This is a genomic window from Saccharopolyspora gloriosae, assembly GCF_014203325.1.
Classification (GTDB): domain Bacteria; phylum Actinomycetota; class Actinomycetes; order Mycobacteriales; family Pseudonocardiaceae; genus Saccharopolyspora_C; species Saccharopolyspora_C gloriosae.
The window spans coordinates 1490775-1510796 of record NZ_JACHIV010000001.1 but is presented as its reverse complement, the minus strand read 5'-3'; the positions used below and the strand labels follow the sequence as shown (position 1 = coordinate 1510796).

Below are 20022 nucleotides of genomic sequence, written 5' to 3'. Positions count from 1 at the left end.
GCACGTTGCGGTGGTGCGCCGAGCTCGGCGAACGACTGCGCGCCGCGCACGCGGCGACCACGGCGCTGAGCACCGAAGACCTCTCCGCGCTGTGGGAACCGATCTTCGACCGGCTCGACGCCGAACCCGGCGAATTGGCGGGCACCGGCGTGATCCTCGCCGACGGCGTGCTCGCCGACCGCGCGCACTGGCTGGAGTGGTGGCAGCACCGCCCCGGCGACACGCCCCGATTCCTCCAGGTCGACCACGACCCGGACAGCGTCGGGTTCTACGACTACGCCACCGCGACCTGGTTCACCGCGCCCCGCGACTCCGGGTTGGGCGTCGCGGTGGGTCCCTACGTGGACTTCGCCGGCACCGACGAGTACCTGGTGACGCTCGCGATGCCCGTGCACGCCGGGGACCGGTTTCCTCGGGGTGGCCGCCGCCGACCTGCGCACCGGCGAGTTCGAACGCGCGCTGCTGCGCCACCTCGACCCCGGGCTGCCACCCGCCGTGCTGGTCAACCAAGCCGACCGGGTGATCGCCTCGAACACCCCGCGGCGGCTGCCCGGAGCGCTGCTGACCGAAGGTCCGCTCGCCGCCGACCCGGGCCGGCCGGTGCGCGCGGCGGAGCACGTCACCGGCCTGCCCTGGCGGATCGCCCAGGAACCGTGAAGACGATCAGGGGAGGCGGGGCAGCAGCTCCGCGGGCGCGACGCGCTTGCCGGTGAAGAACGGCGTCTCCTCGCGGACGTGCCTGCGCGCCTCGGTGTAGCGCATCTTCCACATCAGGTCGACGATGCGGTGCAGCTCCGGCGCCTCGAACGCGAGAATCCACTCGTAGTCGCCGAGCCCGAACGCGGGCACCGTGTTCGCCCGCACGTCCGGGTAGTCCCGCGCCGCCATGCCGTGGTCCTTGAGCATGGTGCGGCGTTCCTCGTCGGGAAGCAGGTACCAGTCGTAGGAGCGCACGAACGGGTACACGCAGATGAAGGCGCCCGGCTCCTCACCCATGATGAACGCGGGCAGGTGGCTCTTGTTGAACTCGGCGGGCCGGTGCGCCGCCACGTTGCTCCACACCGGGTCGGAGGCCTCGCCCAGCGTCGTGCCGCGGCGGAAACCGGCGTAGGCCTCCTGCAGGGCCTCGATCTTCTCCGCGTGCCACCAGATCATGAAGTCGGCGTCGGAGCGCATGCCCGACAGGTCGTACACACCGCGGACCTCGACGCCGGACTCCGCGAGGCCGTCGAGGTACTCCTGGGTGGCCTGCGCGGCCTTCTCCCGGTCCTCGGGCAACGCGCCCGGCTCGACCTGGAAGACCGACCACATGGTGTAGCGGATCGTCTCGTTGAGTTCGGAGTAGTTCACGCGCGCCATGGCTTCATCGTCCCACCACCGCCGGGTCAGCCGGTCGCGAGGTGCCGTGTGATGCCGCTCGCCGCGGCCTCACCGGTCGCCACGCAGGCGGGCACGCCGACGCCGTGCAGCGCAGCCCCCGCCAGCGCGAGGCCGCCGCCGTCGTCGGCCACGGCTCGCTCCACCTCGGCCACCAGGTCGAGGTGGCCGACGCCGTACTGCGGCAGCCCGCCGCCCCAGCGCACCACCACCGACTCCACCGGCTCCACCGCCACCCCGGTCACCTCGCGCAGGTCGGCCAGGACCCCGCGCAGCAGTTCCGCATCCGTGCGGCGCAGCAGCTCGCCCTGACCGGAGCGGCCCACCGAGCCGCGCACCAGCGGCGCACCGCCGGAACCGGTCAGGTGCGGCCACTTGCGGCTGGTGAAGGTGAAGGCCTTCGCGGTGAACGGAGTTCCGTCGGCGTGCACCTCGCCGCGGGCGATCAGGGTGCCGGACGCCGCGGGCAGCTCGGTGCCCGGCGGCAGCGCGAGGCCGAACACGGCCATCGAGGCCAGCTCGATGCGGCCGAGCAGTTCCGACGCGGACGGCACGACGTCGGCGAGCAGCTTGCGCGCCGAGGGCGGCGGCACCGCGAGCACCACCGCGTCCGCCACCAGCTGCTCCGGGGCGGGCGCCGAACCGATCTCCAGGCGCCACCCGGTGCCGTCGCGGCGCAGCGCGCGCACCGGCAGCCCCAGCCGCACCCGCGCCGCCGCGGACTTCACCAGCGCGTCGACGAGCTCGCCGTAGCCGTGGCGGAACGCGCCGAACACCGGCCGCTTGACGCCGTCCGGCGCCGGAGCGGGCAGGGCCGCCGCCGCGGCGGCGGTGATCGACTCGGCGCCGCCGTCGAGCGCGGCGGCCAGCGCCGGGATCGTCGCCCGCAACCCGAGTCCGTCCGCGCTGCCCGCGTACACACCGCCGAGCAGCGGTTCGACCAGCCGGTCCACCACCTCGTCGCCGACCCGGGACCGCAGCAGCCCACCGACCGAGGCGTCCGCGCCGCCCAGGTGCAGCGGCGGCAGCTCGGCCTCCGCGCGCACGGCGGCCAGCCCGGCCGGGGACAGCAGGTGCGCCACCGAATCGGCGTGCGCGGGCACGCCCATCACGGTGCCCGCGGGCAACGGGTGCAGTTCACCGCCCGCGCGCACCCGCGCGGCGGCCGGACCGGGATGCACCACCTGATCGGCGAGGCCGAGCTCGTCGGCGAGCCGCAGCACCTCGGGGCGCCGCGCCAGGAAGGCCTCCGCGCCCAGGTCGAGCTCGGTGCCCGCCAGCGGAACCGAGTGCAGCTTGCCGCCGAGCCGATCGGCCTGTTCGAGCAGGACGATCTCTGCGTCCGGGCCCAGGTCGCACCGCAGCCGGTGCGCCGCGACGAGCCCGCTGACACCACCGCCGACGACGGCGACCGTGGGCCCGCCGGTCAAGACCGGGCGCTCTCGGCGTGCACCTGCCGCACGACGGCGGTGAGCACGTCGGGATCGGTCGTGGGCAGCACTCCGTGGCCGAGGTTGAACAGGTGTCCGGCGGCGGCCGTGCCCTCGGCGAGGATGCGGCTCACCTCGCGCCGCACGGCGTCCTCCCCCGCGAACAGCACGGCCGGGTCCAGGTTGCCCTGCACGACCGGGTCGGAGCCGGGGTTCGCCGCGCGCAACCGCCGGGCCGCCTCGTCCAGCGGCACCCGCCAGTCCACGCCGACCACGTCGGCACCCGCGGACTGCATGTCGCCGAGCAGCTCTCCGGTGCCCACCCCGAAGTGGATCTTCGGCACATCCGGCGCGGCCTCCGCGACCCCCTGGAAGATGCGCTCGCTGTGCGGCAGCACGAACTCGCGGTAGTCCCGCACCGACAGCGCGCCGGCCCAGGAGTCGAACAGCTGCACCGCGTCGACCCCCGCGGCCAGCTGGGTGCGCAGGAACGTCAGCGTCGTGTCGGCGAGCTTCTCCAGCAGCGCGTGCCAGGTGGCCGGATCGGAGTGCATCAGGGCCTTGGTGCGCTCGTGGTTCCGGCTCGGCCCGCCCTCCACCAGGTAGGAGGCCAGCGTGAACGGCGCCCCGGCGAACCCGATCAGCGGCGTCTCGCCCAGCTCGGCCAGCAGCAGCCGCACGGCCTCGGCCACGGGCGCGACCTGCTCGACGTGCAGCTCCGGCAGCGCGGCCACGGCGGCGGCGTCGCGCACCGGCTCGGCCACCACCGGTCCGGTGCCCGCGACGATGTCCAGCCCGATGCCCGCCGCGTACAGCGGCAGCACGATGTCGCTGAACAGGATCGCCGCGTCCACTCCGTGGCGGCGCACCGGCTGCGCGGTGATCTCGCAGACCAGCTCCGGGGTCAGGCACGCCTGCAGCATCGGGGTGCCCTCGCGCACCTTCCGGTACTCCGGCAGCGAACGGCCGGCCTGGCGCATGAACCAGACGGGCGTGTGCCGCGGGGTGCCGCCGCGGGCGGCCACCAGCAGCGGGGCGTCGGTGAGGTCCCGGCGAGCCGAGACCGGGGCGGGTGAGGTCATCGGAGGCGCATCCGTACTCGGTCGAAGTGATGGGGGCTCGACGCGGGTGCGGGCGTCGGCCGAGCCGGCCACGGCTCAGGCCGACGGCCCTGTTCGAGCCGTTCCGGACATCTTCGCAGACGCCCGGACCGCCGGACGCGCGGGCAAGATCACGATCGCGGGCGGCGTCCGGCGTGGCGCCTACACCGCACCGATCCGGCCGCCTACAGTCCCCAGCTGTGACGGAGATGGCGGCGATGCCCGAGAGGTTCCAGCAGGCAGTGGCCGCGTTGGCCGCGCCGACTCCGCGCGCCGAGATCGAAGTGACCGAGGTTCGCCCACCGAAGCGGCTCGCACCGTGGGCGTACGCGGTCGCGGCCGAGGCGAACGGCCCGGCGGGCGAGCTGGCGACGGCCCGGTTGGTGCTGCTGCACGACCCCGACGGACCGGCGGCGTGGGCGGGCACGCTGCGGCTGGTGGTCTACCTCCGCGCGGAGCTCGATCCCGAGCTCGCCGCGGACCCCTTGCTCCCCGCCGTCGGCTGGTCCTGGCTGACCGAGGCGCTGGAGGATTCCGGGGCGGGACTCGACCTGCTGGGCGGGACGGTGACCCTGACCTCGTCGGCCCGCTTCGGCGACATCGCGGGCCCGCCGCGCAGCCACGACCTGGAGCTGCGCGGCTCGTGGACTCCGCACGAGGAGGGGCTGGACGCGCACGCGATGGCCTTCTACGAGCTGATGGCCAGCGCAACGGGCCTTCCCCCAGAGGGCGTCGCCGTGTTCGACCGCCGTTCGGCAGTCCGCGACGAGGCTTGAGTAGCGATCTTTAACGATCGGGATTCCCCTCACGAGGGCCGCGAAATCGCCCATAACCGGTTGCGCGCGCAAGCTTCTCACGATGCGCAATCAAGGTCTGTCGCACCAACACGCCATGGCGTTACGCCTAACCCCAAGACCCACCCAATTGAGTGACAAAAACGAACCGCTGTGACAACTCGATCGGGATAGATACCCGATTGATCGTCCCGCTGACCCGCTTGGGCGGTTACGCTGCCCCCGACGACACCACTTTCGGTCGATCAGTGGCGCGGCTGATTGGTCGAGAGTCCCGGTGCCGGTCGGGGGGCACGACCGACTCCAGGGAGGTAGTGACGTGGCTGCCGTCGGCTTAGGTCAGGCCGCTCGAACCACGCCCGCCGGCGCTTTGCCGGCCAACATGGTCCCGCACCCGCGGGAAGAGCTGTTCACGGTGCTCGTGGTGGACGATCATCCGCTGCTCCGGGAGGCCATCGCCGCCCGGTTGCTGCAGATGGGCGCCGGCACGGTGCACGAGGCCGCATCCATGGCCGAGGCCAGGGCTCGCGCTCTGGCCACCGGTCCGTGCGACCTCGCAATCCTCGATCTCGGGTTACCCGACGGGACCGGCATCGACCTGGTTACGGAACTCCGTACCCAGGGCTGGCCGCGAATCGTGGTGCTCGCTTCGTCCGACGACCCCTATGCGGTCCGGGCCGCCTTCCAGGCAGGCGCTCAGGCGTACCTGCTGAAGTCGGCCTCGCCGATGGTCGTCACCGACGGAGTGCGCCGCGTACTCGACGGCGGCGTGTACGCCGATCCCAGTGTGGCTCCGGTGCTCGCTGCGGGCACTCGGGTCCCGGGGACCGACAACACGCCCCGGGAACTGTCCGGACGTGAGGTCGAGGTGCTGCAACTGGTGGCCGATGGCCGATCCAACAAGGAGATCGGTGAGGCGCTGAACCTCTCCGCTCTCACGGTGAAGTCTCACCTGTCGCGGATCGGCCGCAAGTTGGGCACCGGAGACCGGGCGCAGATGGTCGCCCTGGCCATGCGGGCCGGGGTGATCAGATGACCGGATGATCCTGATCGGGTGAATCGAGGTCCCACCGCGATCGTCGGGTCCGGTCGGGCACGGCGACCTCGGGCTGGTCGCACCCGCGGGCGGACCGCAACACGTAAGGTCTGATATCCGTGGAAGCTGCTTGCCCCGAGTCCGTCGAGCCCGACCGTCCCGAGCCGGTGCTGCTCACCGAGCCCGCTGACGGCGTACCGCCGGTAGTGGAGACTCCCGAAGCACTGGAGACCGCCGCGGCCGCACTGGCCGCGGGGAACGGTCCGGTCGCGGTGGACACCGAACGCGCGTCCGGATACCGGTACTCACAACGTGCCTACCTGGTGCAATTGCGCCGGGAAGGCGCGGGAACGGTACTGGTTGATCCGGTCGCGCTGGGCGGTGCCCTGGAACCGTTGAAAACGGCGTTGGCGGACACCGAATGGGTGCTGCACGCCGCCTCGCAGGACCTGCCCTGCCTGGCCGAACTCGACCTGCGCCCGCAACGGCTGTTCGACACCGAACTGGCCGGGCGGCTCGCCGGGTTCGACCGGGTCTCGCTGGGCACCCTCGTCGAACGCATGCTGGGTTACCGGTTGGAGAAGGGCCACAGCGCCGCCGACTGGTCGCGCCGGCCGCTGCCCGCCGACTGGCTGGTGTACGCCGCGCTCGACGTGGAACTCCTGATCGACCTGCGCACCGAGATGCACGCCGAGCTGAGCCGGCAGGGCAAGCTCGACTGGGCATGGGAAGAGTTCGAAGCGGTCCGCAACGCCGAACCGCCTCGTCCGCGCGCCGAGCCGTGGCGCCGCACCTCCGGCATCCACCGGGTGCGCAACGCCCGCCAGCTCGCCGCCGTCCGCTCGCTGTGGGAGGTGCGCGACCGCATCGCCTCCGAGCGCGACATCGCACCGGGCCGGATACTGCCGGACTCCGCCGTGGTGCAGGCCGCGCAGGGCGACCCCAAGACCGAATCGGAGCTGACCGCGCTGCCGGTGTTCGGCGGCAGGCAGCAGCGCCGCCGCGCGTCGACGTGGCTGGGCGCGCTGCGCGCGGCCCGCGCGCTCCCCCAGGACGAGCTGCCGGTGGTCTCACCGCCGCAGGACGGTCCGCCGTCGCCGAACCGGTGGGCCGATCGCGATCCCGCCGCCGCGGCCCGGCTGTCGGCCGCCAGGGCCGCGATGTCGGCCATCGCCGAGGAGCACGACCTGCCCCTGGAGAACCTGCTGCTGCCGGACCTGCTGCGGCGGCTGTGCTGGACGCCGCCGGAGGACACCGGTGTGGCGTCGGTCGAGGCGCGACTGCGGGAGCGGGGCGCGCGGGAGTGGCAGATCGGGCTGACCGCGTCGGTGCTGAGCACCGCGCTGCAGGCCGCGCCGGAACGCTCGCGCTCCGACTGACGACGCCGGGAGCTACCGGCTCGCCGGAGGTCGGCCGTCCGGCCTCCGGCGTTCCATGACGATCGTGTCGCGCCACCGCCCGTGCAGGCGGCCGATGCGCTCGCGGACGCCGACGGTGCGGAAGCCCGCGTTGCGGTGCAGAGCGAGGCTGCCGCGGTTCTCCGGGAACAGCGAGCACTGCAAGGTCCACAGCCCGGCCTCGTCGGCGGCGGCGATCTGGTGCCGCAGCAGCGCCGCGCCCACTCCGCGACCGCGCGCGGCGGCTCCGACGTAGATCGAGGTCTCCGCGACGCCCGCGTAGCAGTCGCGCGCGGAGACCGGGGTCAGCGCCGCCCACCCGGCGACGGCGCCGTCCAGCTCGGCCACCCAGCGGTGCTCCGGCACCCACTTCGCCGCCAGTTCCGCGGGCGGCGGGACTTCGCGCTCGAAGGTGGCGTCGCCGGTGGCGATCCCTTCGCCGTAGATCCGCCGCACCGCCGGCCAGTCGCCGGGTTCCAGCGCTCGCACCGCGACGTCCTCGGCGGGCCCCTCGGCGGCGCCGGGGCGTGCCGGGGGCAGGCCGAGAACCAGGTCCAGGACCGGGGCGCCGTCGGTTCGGCGGGCGGTGCTCACCGCGACGCGGGTGGTGGTGCCCTCCTTGCTCAGCACCACGTATCCGCCGTCGGCGAGCCTGCGCAGGTGGTGCGAGCAGGTGGACTGGCCGAGGCCGAGCCGACCGGCGAGCTCGCCCACGGTGCTCGGCCCGCCGGAGGCGACGGCGTGCAGCAGCAGGACGCGGGTCGGGTCGCCGAGGCAGGCGAACCGGGCGGCGCAGGCCGCGGCTTCTGCGGCCGGGAACACCGGCACCTCGTCGATCATCGCCCGATGATGCGAGCCGCCGCCGACCTGGTCAATCGAATCCCGTCGATGCGGCCTGGTCCGCGCCGCGCGACCCGGCGGCCGGCGGCGGAACGAGTACGTTGGCCGTGCGCCCGGCGCCGTGATCGCCAGGCCGCCACCACCGCCGGAGCGCCTGTGATCGACCCGACACGAGCGCTTCGCCCCACACCCGGTGGTTACCCACGGGTAATAAGCGCTAGAGTGGCTGTTACCGGCCAGTAGCGGCGGGGCCCGCACCCGCCCGGAACAGGGTCGATCGCCGCCGAGCCGGTCCGGAACTCGCACAACGCAGGACCCACACAGTTAGGAGCACGCCGTGGTCGCACCCGCGTCGGCACCAGCCGACCCGCGCAGCGCACGTGCCGTACGGGACGTGGTCTTCGTCGACGGCGTCCGCACGCCGTTCGGCAAGGCAGGCAAGAAGGGCATCTACGCCGAGACCCGCGCCGACGATCTGGTCGTCAAGGTCATCCGCGAGCTGCTGCGGCGCCACCCGGAACTGCCGCCGGAACGCATCGACGAGGTCGCCATCGCCGCGACCACGCAGACCGGTGACCAGGGCCTGACCATCGGCCGCAGCGCCTCGCTGCTGGCGGGCCTGCCCCAGTCGGTGCCCGGCTTCGCCATCGACCGCATGTGCGCGGGCGCCATGACCGCCGTGACCAGCATCGCCGGCGGCATCGGCTTCGGCGCCTACGACATCGCCATCGCCGGCGGCGTCGAGCACATGGGCAACCACCCCATGGGCGAGGGCGTGGACCCCAACCCGCGCTACGTCGCCGACAACGTCGTCGACCCGTCCGCGCTGGTCATGGGCTCCACCGCGGAGAACGTGCACGACCGCTACCCCAGCCTCACCAAGGAGCGCACCGACGCCTACGCGGCGCTGAGCCAGCAGCGCTACGAGCAGGCGCAGCTCGCGGGCAAGATCGCCGCCGACCTCGTCCCGGTCTCCACCCGCTCCGGTGAGCAGGGCTGGGGCCTGGCCACGGCCGACGAGCCGCCGCGCCCCGGCACCACCGTCGAAGCCCTCGCCGGGCTCAAGACGCCGTTCCGGCCGCACGGCCGGGTCACGCCGGGCAACGCCGCAGGCCTCAACGACGGCGCCACCGGTTGCGTGCTCGCCGACGCCGAGACCGCTCGCGAACTGGGCCTGCCGATCGGCATGAAGCTCGTCGGCTACGCCTTCGCGGGCGTGGAGCCGGAGGTCATGGGCGTCGGGCCGATCCCCGCGACGGAGAAGGCGCTCAAGCGCGCCGGGCTCAGCATCGAGGACATCGGGCTGTTCGAGCTCAACGAGGCGTTCGCCGTGCAGGTGCTGGCCTTCCTGGAGCACTTCGGCATCGCCGACGACGACGCGCGGGTCAACCCGTGGGGCGGCGCCATCGCCTGCGGTCACCCGCTGGCGTCCTCCGGCGTGCGGCTGATGACGCAGCTGTCCCGCCACTTCGCCGAGCACCCCGAGGTGCGCTACGGCCTGACCTCCATGTGCATCGGTTTCGGCATGGGCGGCACGGTCATCTGGGAGAACCCGAACTTCGACACCGCAGGGGGCGCGAAGTGAGCACGCAGACCGACTTCGCAGCACTGTTCCCGGACGAGGTCGTCACCCAGGCCCACACCCGGCTGCTCGACGTCCCCGGGCTCAGCGGCAAGCTCGCGCTGATCACCGTCGACAACGGTCACGACCACACCCGTCCGTCCACCTTCGGGCCGGGCGGGCTGACCGCGCTGAACACCGCGCTGGACGAGGCGTTCGCCGCCGAGCCCGCCGCGATCGCGGTCACCGGCAAGCCGTTCGTGTTCGCCGTCGGCGCCGACCTCTCCGGCGTCACCCAGATCGCGGAGCGGGAGCACGCCCACCAGGTCGCGCAGACCGGGCACGACGTGTTCCGCCGGCTCACCGAGTCGACCATCCCCACCTTCGCGTTCGTCAACGGCGCGGCGCTGGGCGGCGGCCTGGAGCTGGCGCTGTCCTGCCACTACCGCACCGTCTCCGATGGCGTGGGCGCGATCGCGTTCCCCGAGTGCTTCCTCGGCCTGTTCCCGGGCTGGGGCGGCACCCAGCTGCTGCCGAACCTGATCGGCGCGGACGCCGCGGTCAGCGTGATCATCGAGAACGCGCTGAACCAGAACAAGATGCTCAATGCCAAGAAGGCCACCGGCCTGGGCATCTTCGACGCCCAGCTGGAGAGCGCGGACTTCCTGGAGGAGTCGGTGCGCTGGGCCGTGCGCGTCATCAACGGCGAGCAGACCGTGCAGCGCGCCGAGATCGACCGCGGCCAGGCCTGGGACGACGCGGTGAACCGCGCCAAGGGCATCGTCGAGGCCCGCACCCAGGGTGCATCCCCCGCCGTCACCAAGGCCGTCGAGCTCATCGAGCTGGCCCGCGGCAACGACCTCGACGCCGGCTACGCGGCGGAGACCGAGGCGCTCACGGACGCGTTGATGTCCGACGAGCTGCGCGCCGGGCTGTACTCGTTCGACCTGACCCAGAAGCGCGCGAAGCGCCCGGCCGGGGCCCCGGACAAGAAGCTCGCCCGCGAGGTCAAGAAGGTCGGCGTCGTCGGCGCCGGTCTGATGGCCGGGCAGCTCGCGCTGCTGTTCGTGCGCCGCCTGAAGGTGCCGGTGGTCATCACCGACATCGACCAGGAGCGCATCGACAAGGGCGTCGGCTACATCCACGGCGAGATCGACAAGCTCGCCGCGAAGGGCCGGCTGTCCCCGGACGCCACGAACCGGCTCAAGGCGCTCGTCACCGGTTCGCTGGACAAGTCCGCGTTCGGCGACGCCGACTTCGTCATCGAAGCGGTCTTCGAGGAGCTGTCGCTCAAGCAGAAGGTGTTCGGCGAGCTGGAGGGCTACGTCTCGCCCGAGGCGATCCTGGCCACCAACACCTCGTCGCTGTCGATCAGCGAGATGGCCTCGCAGCTGAAGAACCCCGAGCGGGTCGTGGGCTTCCACTTCTTCAACCCGGTCGCGGTGCTGCCGCTGCTGGAGATCGTGCGCGGCGACAAGACCGACGACGCCTCGCTGGCCACCGCGTTCTCGGTGAGCAAGCAGCTCAAGAAGTCCAGCGTGCTGGTCAAGGACGCCCCGGCGTTCGTGGTGAACCGGCTGCTGACCCGCTTCATGGGCGAGATCATCGCCGCCGTCGACGAAGGCACCCCCTTCGACGTCGCCGACCGCGCGCTGACCCCGTTGGGCCTGCCGATGAGCCCGCTGGTGCTGCTGCAGCTCGTCGGCCCGGCCGTCGCGCAGCACGTCAACGAGACGATGCACGCGGCCTACCCGGACCGGTTCGGGATCAGCGAGAACCTGCAGCGGTTCGTCAAGGCCGGCAAGACCGCCGTGTGGCAGCAGGACGAGCAGGGCGGCCAGGTCGTCGACCCCGAGGTCGTCGCGCTCTGGGAGCAGGGTTCGAACCCGTCCACGTCCGAGCAGGTGCGGGACCGGGCATTGCAGGCGCTGGCCCAGGAAGCGCAGCTGATGCTCGACGAGGGCGTCGTCGCCGAGGCGCAGGACCTGGACCTGTGCATGCTGCTCGGCGCGGGCTGGCCGTTCTGGCTGGGCGGCATCACCGCCTACCTGGACCGCGCGGGCATCTCCGAGCAGGTCAACGGCAAGCGCTTCCTGCCGAAGGGCGCGGCTTCGCTGCCCGCCTGATCGCGGAAACCGCACGAAGGGCCGGGATGGGCACGTCCATCCCGGCCCTCGCCGTCCGATGCGGTGGATCTTCACACCTGTCCGGTGATCGTCGCGGCTACGAAGAACCGGTGTTCTCACTGGCGGTGATGTAGTCCCCGGCCCCGATCGTGCCTAAGCTGGAGCTGTCACGATGGAGCCCGTCCCCAGGAAACGAGGTGATGACCGGTGGTCGCGCCGATGCAGCACGAGCTCGGGCCGTTCACGGTCGCGGACTGGCACGCGCTCCCCCCTCGTGAAGACGGCTCGCGCCTTGAACTGATCGAGGGCTACTGGCTCGTGACACCCGCACCATCCGGACAGCACCAATTCGCGGAAAAGCGCGTCGTGAACCTGCTGGACTCCGCCATAGCCGCCGCCGAAGAGGCCACCTCCCCAGCCGAGCGGCAAGAACTCACCGCGCTGAGCGGAATCAGCGTGGAGGTCAGCACAGCGGATCGCACGGGGATCATCCCCGACTTCGCGGTGCTGGCCGTTGCGCCCGTCGGTACGACGTTCAGGCCTTCGGACGCCCTGCTCATCGGAGAGATCTGGTCACCCGGCAACACGTTCGCCGAGCAACGCCGGAAATTCGAGGCCTGCGAGCGCGAGAAGATCCCCTTCTTCTGGAGCATCGCCCAGGACAACCTCGGGCCCACTGAACTCGTGACTTACCGGCTCATCGGGCGGCGTTACGAGCAGGAGAATCACCTCAAGCTCGGGGACGGCGCGCTGGCGATCACGGCCAGCCCGGTTCCGGTCGAGGTCGACATCGCGCACCTCCGCTACTCGCGCCGATAGACACGCCAGCGTCGTACTCCCGATCACTTTTCGACCGGTAGTTCCACGTGCACGATGAGGCCGCCGTTCGAGACCGGGTCGGCAGTCACCCGGCCGCCGTGGGCGATGACGGCGGCTCGGACGATGGACAGGCCCAGGCCGGCGCCGGTGCGGGCGGTGCGCTGCACGCCCGCTCGACGGAACGGGTCGAACAGCGCGTCCACCTGATCGGGGTCGATCAGCGGGCCCGAGGAGGACACGCGCAGCAGCGCCGAACGCCCGCTGGTCGCCGTCACGACCTCGACCCAGCCGCCGTCGACGTTGTGGCGCACGGCGTTCTCCAGCAGGTTCTCCGCTACCCGTTCCAGCAGCGCCGGATCGCCCAGCACGAACACCGGCTCGCCGTGGCAGATGATCCGCACCGACCGCGCCTGCGCCTCGGCCTCGACGCCGCGCCGGGCTCGGACCGCGACCTCGTGGAGGTCCACCCGCTCCCGCTCCGCCAGCTCCGAGCCGTCCGTGCGGGCCAGCAGCAGCAACGACTCCACCAGGCGTTCGGCGCGCGCCGCGGCCTCGCGCAGCACCGCGGCCATCCGGCGCAGCTCCTCGGCGTCCGCGTCGGGATCGGTGAGCGTCACGTCCAGCTCGGTGCGGATCACCGCCAGCGGGGTGCGCAGCTCGTGGCTGGCGTTGGCGACGAACCGGCGCTGCGAGTCGAACGCCGCCTGCAGCCGGTCCAGCATCGCGTCGAAGGTGTCGGCGAGCTCCGCGACCTCGTCGCGCGGGCCGCTCAGCACGATCCGCTCGTCCAGCGACTCCGCGGACAACCGGCGCGCCGAATCCGTGACCTCGTGCAACGGGCGCAGCACCCGGCCGGTGACCGTCCACGCCAGCACCGCCGCCGCCAGCACCACGGCGACGAACGCGACACCGCCGACGACGAGCACCTGCTCCCGCGCGGTGGAGCGCAACGCGGCGCCCAGCTGCTCGGCGGGCACCTCGGCGTCGCCGAGCCGCACCCGGCCGCCCGCGGGCAGCCGCGGCACCCCGGCGACGACGTTGCCCACCAGCATCCAGCCCAGCCACAGCAGCAGGGCGCTCACCGCGGCGACCAGGCCGGTCGCCAGCAAGGTCAGCCGGGCTCGCAGTCCCGGACCTCGGCGGTGCGACGGCCGCAGCGGCGGTGCCGTTCGGGCCACGTTCACGACCCGGCGTGCTCGGCGCGGCCCGCCGTGGGCACCCGGTAGCCGGAGCCGACGACGGTGTCGATGACGCCGGGCTCCCCCAGCTTCTTGCGCAAGGTCATCATCGTGACCCGCACGGTCGTGGTGAACGGGTCCGCGTGCTCGTCCCACACCCGTTCGAGCAGCTCCTCCGAGCTGACCACGGCCCCGCCCGCGGCGAGCAGCACCTCCAGGACGCCGAACTCCTTGCGGGTCAGGTCGACCTCGGCACCGCCGCGCAGCACCACCCGGCGCGCCGGGTCCAGCGACAGCCCGAGCGCGATCAGCAGCGGAGGCACCGCCGGGGTCGCGCGCCTGCCCAGCGCGCGCACCCGCGCGGTCAGCTCCGGGAAGGCGAACGGCTTCGCCAGGTAGTCGTCCGCGCCCAGCGACAGCCCGTCCACCCGGTCCTGCACGGTGCCGCTGGCGGTCAGCATCAGCACCCGCGTGAGCTCGCCGGAGTCCACCACCTCGCGGCACAGCTCATCGCCCGACATCACCGGCAGGTCGCGGTCCAGCACGATCACGTCGTAGCGGGTGATCGACGCCTTCTCCTGGCCGCCCTCGCCGTCGTAGGCGACGTCGACGGCCATGCCCTCCCGGCGCAGCCCACGGGCGATCGCGTCCGCCAGCGGCTGCTCGTCCTCGACCACAAGGATTCGCACCCGTTCACCGTGCCACAACGGGCACGAGCGGGGATCACCAGCGGTGGGCGACCGGTCCGGCCGCCCACCGCCGAGGGCTCACGCCTCGCGGCGAACGGGGCTGTCGAGCTCGTTGTCCTGCTGCGCCGTGCGGATCCGGTCGGCGAACCACTCCGTGATGCGCCGCGCCACGTCCTGCTCGGTCAGGCCCAGCTCCGCGAGCACCTGCTCGCGCGAGGCGTGCAGCAGGAACTCGTTGGGCACCGCGAGATCGCGCAACGGCACGTCCACCCCGGCGTCGCGCAGCGCGGCGGCCAGCGACCAGCCGAAACCACCGTTGCGCCCGGAGTCCTCCAGCGTCACGACCAGCTTGTGCTCGGCGGCCATCGCGACGACCTGCTCCGGCACCGGCTTCATCCAGCGCGGGTCGACGACGGTGACCCCGATGCCCTGCGCGGCCAGCCGCCGCGCCGCGGCCACCGCGGTCTCGCCGAACGCGCCGACGACCGCGAGCAGCACATCGCCGTCCTCGCCGCCGGCGGGACGGTGCAGCACGTCCACACCGCCGACGCGCTCCAGCGCGGGCACCTCCTCGATCACGGAGCCCTTCGAGAACCGCACCACCGTCGGCCCGTCGTCGACGGCGACGGCCTCGCGCAGCTCCTCGCGCAGCGTCACCGCGTCGCGCGGCGCCGCCACCCTGATGCCGGGGATCACGTTGAGGATCGACAGGTCCCACATGCCGTTGTGGCTGGCCCCGTCGTCACCGGTGACCCCGGAGCGGTCCAAGGTGACCGTCACCGGCTGGCGGTGCAGCGCCACGTCCATCAGCAGCTGGTCGAACGCGCGGTTCAGGAACGTCGAGTACACCGCGAACACCGGGTGCAACCCGCCCATCGCCATGCCCGCCGCCGACGTCATGGCGTGCTGCTCGGCGATGCCCACGTCGAAGCACCGGTCCGGGTAGGCCTTGGCGAACTTGTCCAGCCCCGTCGGTCCGAGCATGGCGGCCGTCATCGCGACCACGTCGGAACGCTCGCCGCCGATGCGCACGAGTTCCTCGGAGAACACGTTCGTCCAGCTCTTCGGCGTCGGCGAGGTCGGCACCCCCGTCTCCGGGTCGATCACCTTGACCTGGTGCATCTGGTCGGCCTCGTGGTTCTCCGCCGGGGCGAAGCCGTTGCCCTTGCGGGTCACCGCGTGCACGATCACCGGACCGCCGAAGGAGCGCGCCATGGTCAGCGCCTGCTCCATGGCCTTCATGTCGTGGCCGTCGACCGGCCCGAGGTACTTGATGCCGAGGTCGGAGAACATGACCTGCGGGCTGAACGCGTCCTTGAGCCCCGACTTCGCGGCGTGCAGCCCGGTGTAGAGCGGGCGCCCCACGACCGGCAGGTTGCGCAGCGTGCTGCGACCGCGCTCCAGCGCCTTCTCGTAGCCCGGGTTGAGCCGCAGCGCCGACAGGTGCTCCGCGAAACCACCGATGGTGGGCGCGTAGGAGCGGCCGTTGTCGTTGACGACGATGACCAGCGGGCGTTCCTGGTCGGCCGCGATGTTGTTCAGCGCCTCCCAGCACATGCCGCCGGTGAGCGCGCCGTCGCCGACGACCGCCACCGCGTGCCGCCCACCGCCGGTGAGCTGGAACGACCGCGCCAGCCCGTCGGCGTAGGACAGCGAGGTGGAGGCGTGCGAATTCTCCACCAGGTCGTGCTCGCTCTCGGCGCGCGACGGGTAGCCGGACAGGCCGTCCCGCTTGCGCAGCCGGTCGAAGCCTTCCTGCCTACCGGTCACGATCTTGTGCACGTACGCCTGGTGCCCGGTGTCGAAGACCACCGCGTCCCGCGGCGAGTCGAAGACCCGGTGCAGGGCCAGCGTGAGCTCCACCGCGCCCAGGTTCGGGCCGAGGTGCCCACCTGTGCGGGACACCTTCTGGATCAAGAAGGACCGGATCTCAGCGGCCAGCTCCACCAGCTCACCGTGCTCCAGGCGTTTCAGGTCGTCCGGACCTTGCACGGATTCCAGCAGCGTCACCGCTCCACCTCGTTCGTCATCCCGCGTCACTTGCCTTCACCACCCGTGCGGGGGGCCGCGCGACGGCCGGGCGCACCCCTGGGGGACCGGCGACCAGTCTACGGAGCATGACCACCCGCTCGGGACAAGGTACGCAGCAACCGCGATGAGTGAGATCACCGGGCCGGAGGACCGCGGCAGGCGCGGGACCGGCGGCTACCGCCGCGATGCGGCGTTCGGAACCCGCTCGAACGCCGGGATTTCCTCCGGTCGAGGGGAGCAATCACCACCCGTTCCGAGTAACGCGAACACGGAACGTCCTCGAATCCGGGCACGACATCGCCGCTGGAGCAGCCGCGGCTCCCCGCACGGGGCGGGAAGCCGCGCGCTCGTCAGGCCTCGCGTTCCAGCAGGGCGATGCACTCCATGTGGTGCGTCATCGGGAACGCGTCGAACGCCTCCAGGTCGGCGAGCCGGTACCCCTGCTCGGCGAACAGGCTCACGTCGCGCGCCAACGCGGCCGGATCGCACGCCACGTGCACCACGCGCGCAGGCCCGGCCGCGCACACCGCCTCGACGATCCGTCGTCCCGCGCCCTTGCGCGGCGGGTCCAGCACGACCACGTCGGGCGTGGGCAGCGTGTCGTCGTCGAGGACGTCCTCGACGGTGCCCGCCCGGAACGACACCTGGGGCAGGTCGCGCAGGTTCGCCACCGCGTCCTCCGTCGCCCGGCGCGAGGACTCCACCATGGACACCTCGCCACCCGGGCCCGCCTGCTCGGCGAGCACCGCCGCGAACAGCCCCACACCGCCGTAGAGGTCCCACGCCACGCCGCCCTGCGGCACCGCGGCCATCCGGCCGACGACCTGGGCGAACGTGTCCGCCGCGGCCGGGTGCACCTGCCAGAAGCCGTCGGCGGAGAACTCCCACGAGCGCCCCGCGGCGCGTTCCCGCGCGACCCCGGAACCCCGCACGTGCGTGTTGACCACCGGGGTGCGCTTGCCGCGGCGGCGCTGCGGCGCGCGCTCCCGCTGCGTGACGTGGACCTCGGCGTCCGCGTCCGCGGCGACCTCCAGCTCTGCGCCCTGCGGCCACTCGCGGTCGGTCAACCCGTCCAGCGCGCCCTGCACGGTGATCGGGCAGTCGTCCACCGGCAGCACCCGGTGGCTGCGGTGCGGGTGGAACCCCGGCCGGCCCACCCGGTCCACCGCCAGCCGCACCCGCGTGCGCCAGCGCAGCAGGCCGCCCGGCAGCTCCCGCACCTCGACCTCGCGGTCCAGCCCGGCGAGCCGCTGCAACTGCTCGCGGATGACCGCGGCCTTCAACTCCCGCTGCGTCGAACCGTCGGCGTGCTGCCAATCGCACCCGCCGCAGCGGTCGTGGCCCAGCGCCATGTCCGCCAACGGGCAGGGCGGCGCCACGCGCCCCTCCGCCGCGGTGAAGACCTCCACCGCGTCGGCGCGGCAGAAGCTCTTGCCGGGATCGTCGGTGACCTCGGCGAGGACCACCTCACCCGGCAAGGCGTGACGCACGAACACGACCCGTCCCTCATGCCTGGCCACGCAGTGGCCGCCGTGCGCCACCGGCCCCACGTCCAGCTTCAGACGCTTGCCGGTCCAATCCAACTTGCCGGTCACCGACGTTCATTTCCCTTCGATTCGCCCAAACCGCGACGCAACGCGCCCGGCATCACCCGCTGCTTGGCACGCTGCTTCGCACGGGTCGACGACGCGAGCTGCCACGGCACGCTCGTCACCATCACACCCGGTTCGAACAGCAACCTGCCCTTGAGCCGCAACGCGCTCTGGTTGTGCAGCACCTGCTCCCACCAGCGCCCCACCACGTACTCCGGGATGAACACGGTCACCACGTCGCGCGGGCTGTTGCGGCGGACCCGCTTCACGTATTCGATCAGCGGCCGAGTCACCTCACGGTACGGGGACTCGATCACCTTCAGCGGCACCGGCATGTCCTTCGATTCCCAGGCGGCCCGCAACGTCCGGGTCCCCGCGTCGTCGACGTTCACCGTGACCGCCTCCAACGTGTCCGGACGCGTCGCCCGCGCGTACGCGAGCGCGCGCAACGTGGGCAGGTGCAGCTGCGACACCAGCACGATGGCGTAGTTCCGGGACGGCAGCACCGCGGGCTCCGCGTCGTAGCGCGCCAGCTCCTCCTGCACCGAGTCGTAGTGCCTGCGGATCGCGGTCATCAGCAGGTAGATCGCGCCCATCGCCGCCAGCGCGATCCACGCGCCCTTCGCGAACTTCGTGACCAGCACGATCAGCAGCACGGAACCGGTCATCAGCAGGCCGAACCCGTTGATCGCCTGCGAGCGCCGCATCCGGCGCCGCGCCAGCGGGTCCTTCTCCTTGCGCAGCAGCCGGTTCCAGTGCCGCACCATGCCGGTCTGGCTCACCGTGAACGAGACGAACACGCCCACCACGTAGAGCTGCACCAGCCTGGTGACCTCCGCGTCGAAGGCCATCACCAGCACCACCGCGAACGCGGCGAGGAACAGGATCCCGTTGGAGAACGCCAGCCGGTCGCCGCGGGTGTGGAACTGGCGCGGCAGGTAGCGGTCCTGGGCGAGGATCGATCCGAGCACCGGGAAGCCGTTGAACGCCGTGTTCGCCGCCAGCACCAGGATGATCGCCGTCACCCCGGTCACGTAGTACGCGCCGGGTGGGAAGACGCTGAAGACCGCGTCCGCGACCTGCGCCACCATCGTCTTCTGCTCGTAGCCCGGCGGGGCCGAGATGATCTGCGCGGCCGGGTTCTCCGCGATCCGCACCCCGGTGATCTGGGCCAGGTAGATCAGGCCCATCAGCATGGTCACCGAGATCACGCCCATCATGAGCAGGGTCGTCGCGGCGTTGCGGGACTTGGGCTTGCGGAACGCCGGGACGCCGTTGCTGATCGCTTCCACGCCGGTCAGCGCCGCCGCTCCCTGCGAGAACGCCCGCATCACCAGGAAGACGAACGCGAGCCCCGCCAGCTGGTTCTCGTCCGGCATGATCTCGACGGTGGCGCTCTCCGCCCGCATCGGCTGGCCCAGCACCAGCGCGCGGAACACCCCGAACGCGATCATGCCGAGGACGCCGAGCAGGAACGCGTACACCGGCACCGCCAGGAAACCGCCCGATTCGCGCAGCCCGCGCAGATTGATGGCGGTGAGCGCGACGATCGCGGCCACCGCGAACCACACCTTGTGGGTGGCCACGAACGGGATCAGCGCCCCGATGTTCGCCGCCGCCGAGGAGATCGACACCGCCACGGTCAGCACGTAGTCCACGAGCAGCGCGCTGGCCACCGTGAGCCCAGCCTGCTTGCCCAGGTTCACCGTCGCGACCTCGTAGTCGCCGCCGCCGGACGGGTAGGCCCGCACGTTCTGCCGGTAGCTGGCCACGACGGTGAGCATCACCAGCGCGACCAGCGCCCCCACCCACGGCGTGAAGGCGTACGCGGACAGGCCGGCGACCGAGAGCACCAGGAAGATCTCTTCCGGGGCGTAGGCCACCGAGGACATGGCGTCGGAGGCGAACACCGGCAACGCCAGCCGCTTGGGCAGCAACGTGTGCGCCAACCGGTCACTGCGGAACGGACGCCCCACCAGCAGGCGTTTTGTCGCGGTCGCGAGCTTGGACACGGCCATGAGCGTAAGTGCTCCGCCCGCTCGCGCTCCCGCG

16 protein-coding genes are annotated in these 20022 nt (G+C 72.2%); 7 read left to right on the top strand and 9 right to left on the bottom strand.

What is annotated here, in order from left to right; genetic code table 11:
* Window positions 1-417: 417 nt before the first annotated feature.
* Entirely contained in the window at window positions 418-657 is a 240-nt protein-coding gene (locus BJ969_RS06835; protein ID WP_184477986.1) for a hypothetical protein, read from the top strand.
* Between the two features lie 6 nt (window positions 658-663).
* On the opposite strand, the gene hemQ is transcribed toward BJ969_RS06835, so the two are convergent.
* From hemQ to hemE, 3 genes are read right to left on the bottom strand one after another with little or no spacing between them, the layout of a single operon-like run.
* Window positions 664-1359 (bottom strand): hydrogen peroxide-dependent heme synthase, encoded by a 696-nt coding sequence (gene hemQ / locus BJ969_RS06830; RefSeq protein WP_184477985.1) that lies wholly within the window; start codon window positions 1357-1359, stop codon window positions 664-666.
* 26 nt (window positions 1360-1385) lie between these two features.
* Window positions 1386-2807, bottom strand: a complete 1422-nt coding sequence (gene hemG / locus BJ969_RS06825; protein WP_184477984.1) for a protoporphyrinogen oxidase — start codon at window positions 2805-2807, stop codon at window positions 1386-1388.
* Window positions 2804-3889, bottom strand: a complete 1086-nt coding sequence (gene hemE, locus BJ969_RS06820) for a uroporphyrinogen decarboxylase (RefSeq protein ID WP_184477983.1) — start codon at window positions 3887-3889, stop codon at window positions 2804-2806. Before hemE ends, hemG begins: the two co-directional genes overlap by 4 nt.
* A 218-nt stretch (window positions 3890-4107) precedes the next feature.
* On the opposite strand from hemE, the gene BJ969_RS06815 reads away from it, so the two are divergent.
* From BJ969_RS06815 to BJ969_RS06805, 3 genes are all read left to right on the top strand, one after another.
* On the top strand, window positions 4108-4683 hold the full coding sequence (locus BJ969_RS06815; protein ID WP_425503534.1) for a DUF3000 domain-containing protein: 576 nt from the start codon (window positions 4108-4110) through the stop codon (window positions 4681-4683).
* A gap of 337 nt (window positions 4684-5020) precedes the next feature.
* Complete coding sequence (locus tag BJ969_RS06810) at window positions 5021-5737, top strand: response regulator (protein ID WP_037304891.1); 717 nt, start codon at window positions 5021-5023, stop codon at window positions 5735-5737.
* A gap of 113 nt (window positions 5738-5850) precedes the next feature.
* Window positions 5851-7116: an HRDC domain-containing protein gene (locus BJ969_RS06805; protein WP_184484935.1), complete on the top strand. Its 1266-nt coding sequence runs from the start codon at window positions 5851-5853 to the stop codon at window positions 7114-7116.
* Window positions 7117-7128: 12 nt separating this feature from the next.
* On the opposite strand, the gene BJ969_RS06800 is transcribed toward BJ969_RS06805, so the two are convergent.
* Complete coding sequence (locus BJ969_RS06800) at window positions 7129-7974, bottom strand: GNAT family N-acetyltransferase (protein WP_184477982.1); 846 nt, start codon at window positions 7972-7974, stop codon at window positions 7129-7131.
* 337 nt (window positions 7975-8311) lie between these two features.
* Between BJ969_RS06800 and BJ969_RS06795 the strand changes: the two genes are divergently transcribed.
* The 3 genes from BJ969_RS06795 to BJ969_RS06785 all read left to right on the top strand — a co-directional run bounded on the left by BJ969_RS06795 (window position 8312) and on the right by BJ969_RS06785 (window position 12480).
* Window positions 8312-9559, top strand: coding sequence for a thiolase family protein (locus BJ969_RS06795; protein ID WP_343071267.1), 1248 nt, complete (start codon window positions 8312-8314; stop codon window positions 9557-9559).
* Window positions 9556-11661, top strand: coding sequence for a 3-hydroxyacyl-CoA dehydrogenase NAD-binding domain-containing protein (locus tag BJ969_RS06790; protein WP_184477981.1), 2106 nt, complete (start codon window positions 9556-9558; stop codon window positions 11659-11661). The genes BJ969_RS06795 and BJ969_RS06790 overlap by 4 nt, the downstream gene beginning before the upstream one ends.
* A 207-nt stretch (window positions 11662-11868) precedes the next feature.
* Entirely contained in the window at window positions 11869-12480 is a 612-nt protein-coding gene (locus BJ969_RS06785) for a Uma2 family endonuclease (protein ID WP_343071266.1), read from the top strand.
* A gap of 23 nt (window positions 12481-12503) precedes the next feature.
* On the opposite strand, the gene BJ969_RS06780 is transcribed toward BJ969_RS06785, so the two are convergent.
* The 5 genes from BJ969_RS06780 to BJ969_RS06760 all read right to left on the bottom strand — a co-directional run bounded on the left by BJ969_RS06780 (window position 12504) and on the right by BJ969_RS06760 (window position 19982).
* Window positions 12504-13658, bottom strand: a complete 1155-nt coding sequence (locus BJ969_RS06780; RefSeq protein ID WP_343071265.1) for a sensor histidine kinase — start codon at window positions 13656-13658, stop codon at window positions 12504-12506.
* Window positions 13659-13660: 2 nt separating this feature from the next.
* Window positions 13661-14347 (bottom strand): response regulator, encoded by a 687-nt coding sequence (locus BJ969_RS06775; protein ID WP_184477980.1) that lies wholly within the window; start codon window positions 14345-14347, stop codon window positions 13661-13663.
* A gap of 78 nt (window positions 14348-14425) precedes the next feature.
* Window positions 14426-16357, bottom strand: coding sequence for a 1-deoxy-D-xylulose-5-phosphate synthase (gene dxs / locus BJ969_RS06770; RefSeq protein ID WP_184477979.1), 1932 nt, complete (start codon window positions 16355-16357; stop codon window positions 14426-14428).
* 371 nt (window positions 16358-16728) lie between these two features.
* Entirely contained in the window at window positions 16729-17973 is a 1245-nt protein-coding gene (locus BJ969_RS06765) for a TRAM domain-containing protein (protein WP_184477978.1), read from the bottom strand.
* Window positions 17970-19982 (bottom strand): amino acid permease, encoded by a 2013-nt coding sequence (locus BJ969_RS06760; protein WP_184477977.1) that lies wholly within the window; start codon window positions 19980-19982, stop codon window positions 17970-17972. The genes BJ969_RS06765 and BJ969_RS06760 overlap by 4 nt, the downstream gene beginning before the upstream one ends.
* Window positions 19983-20022: the final 40 nt, after the last annotated feature.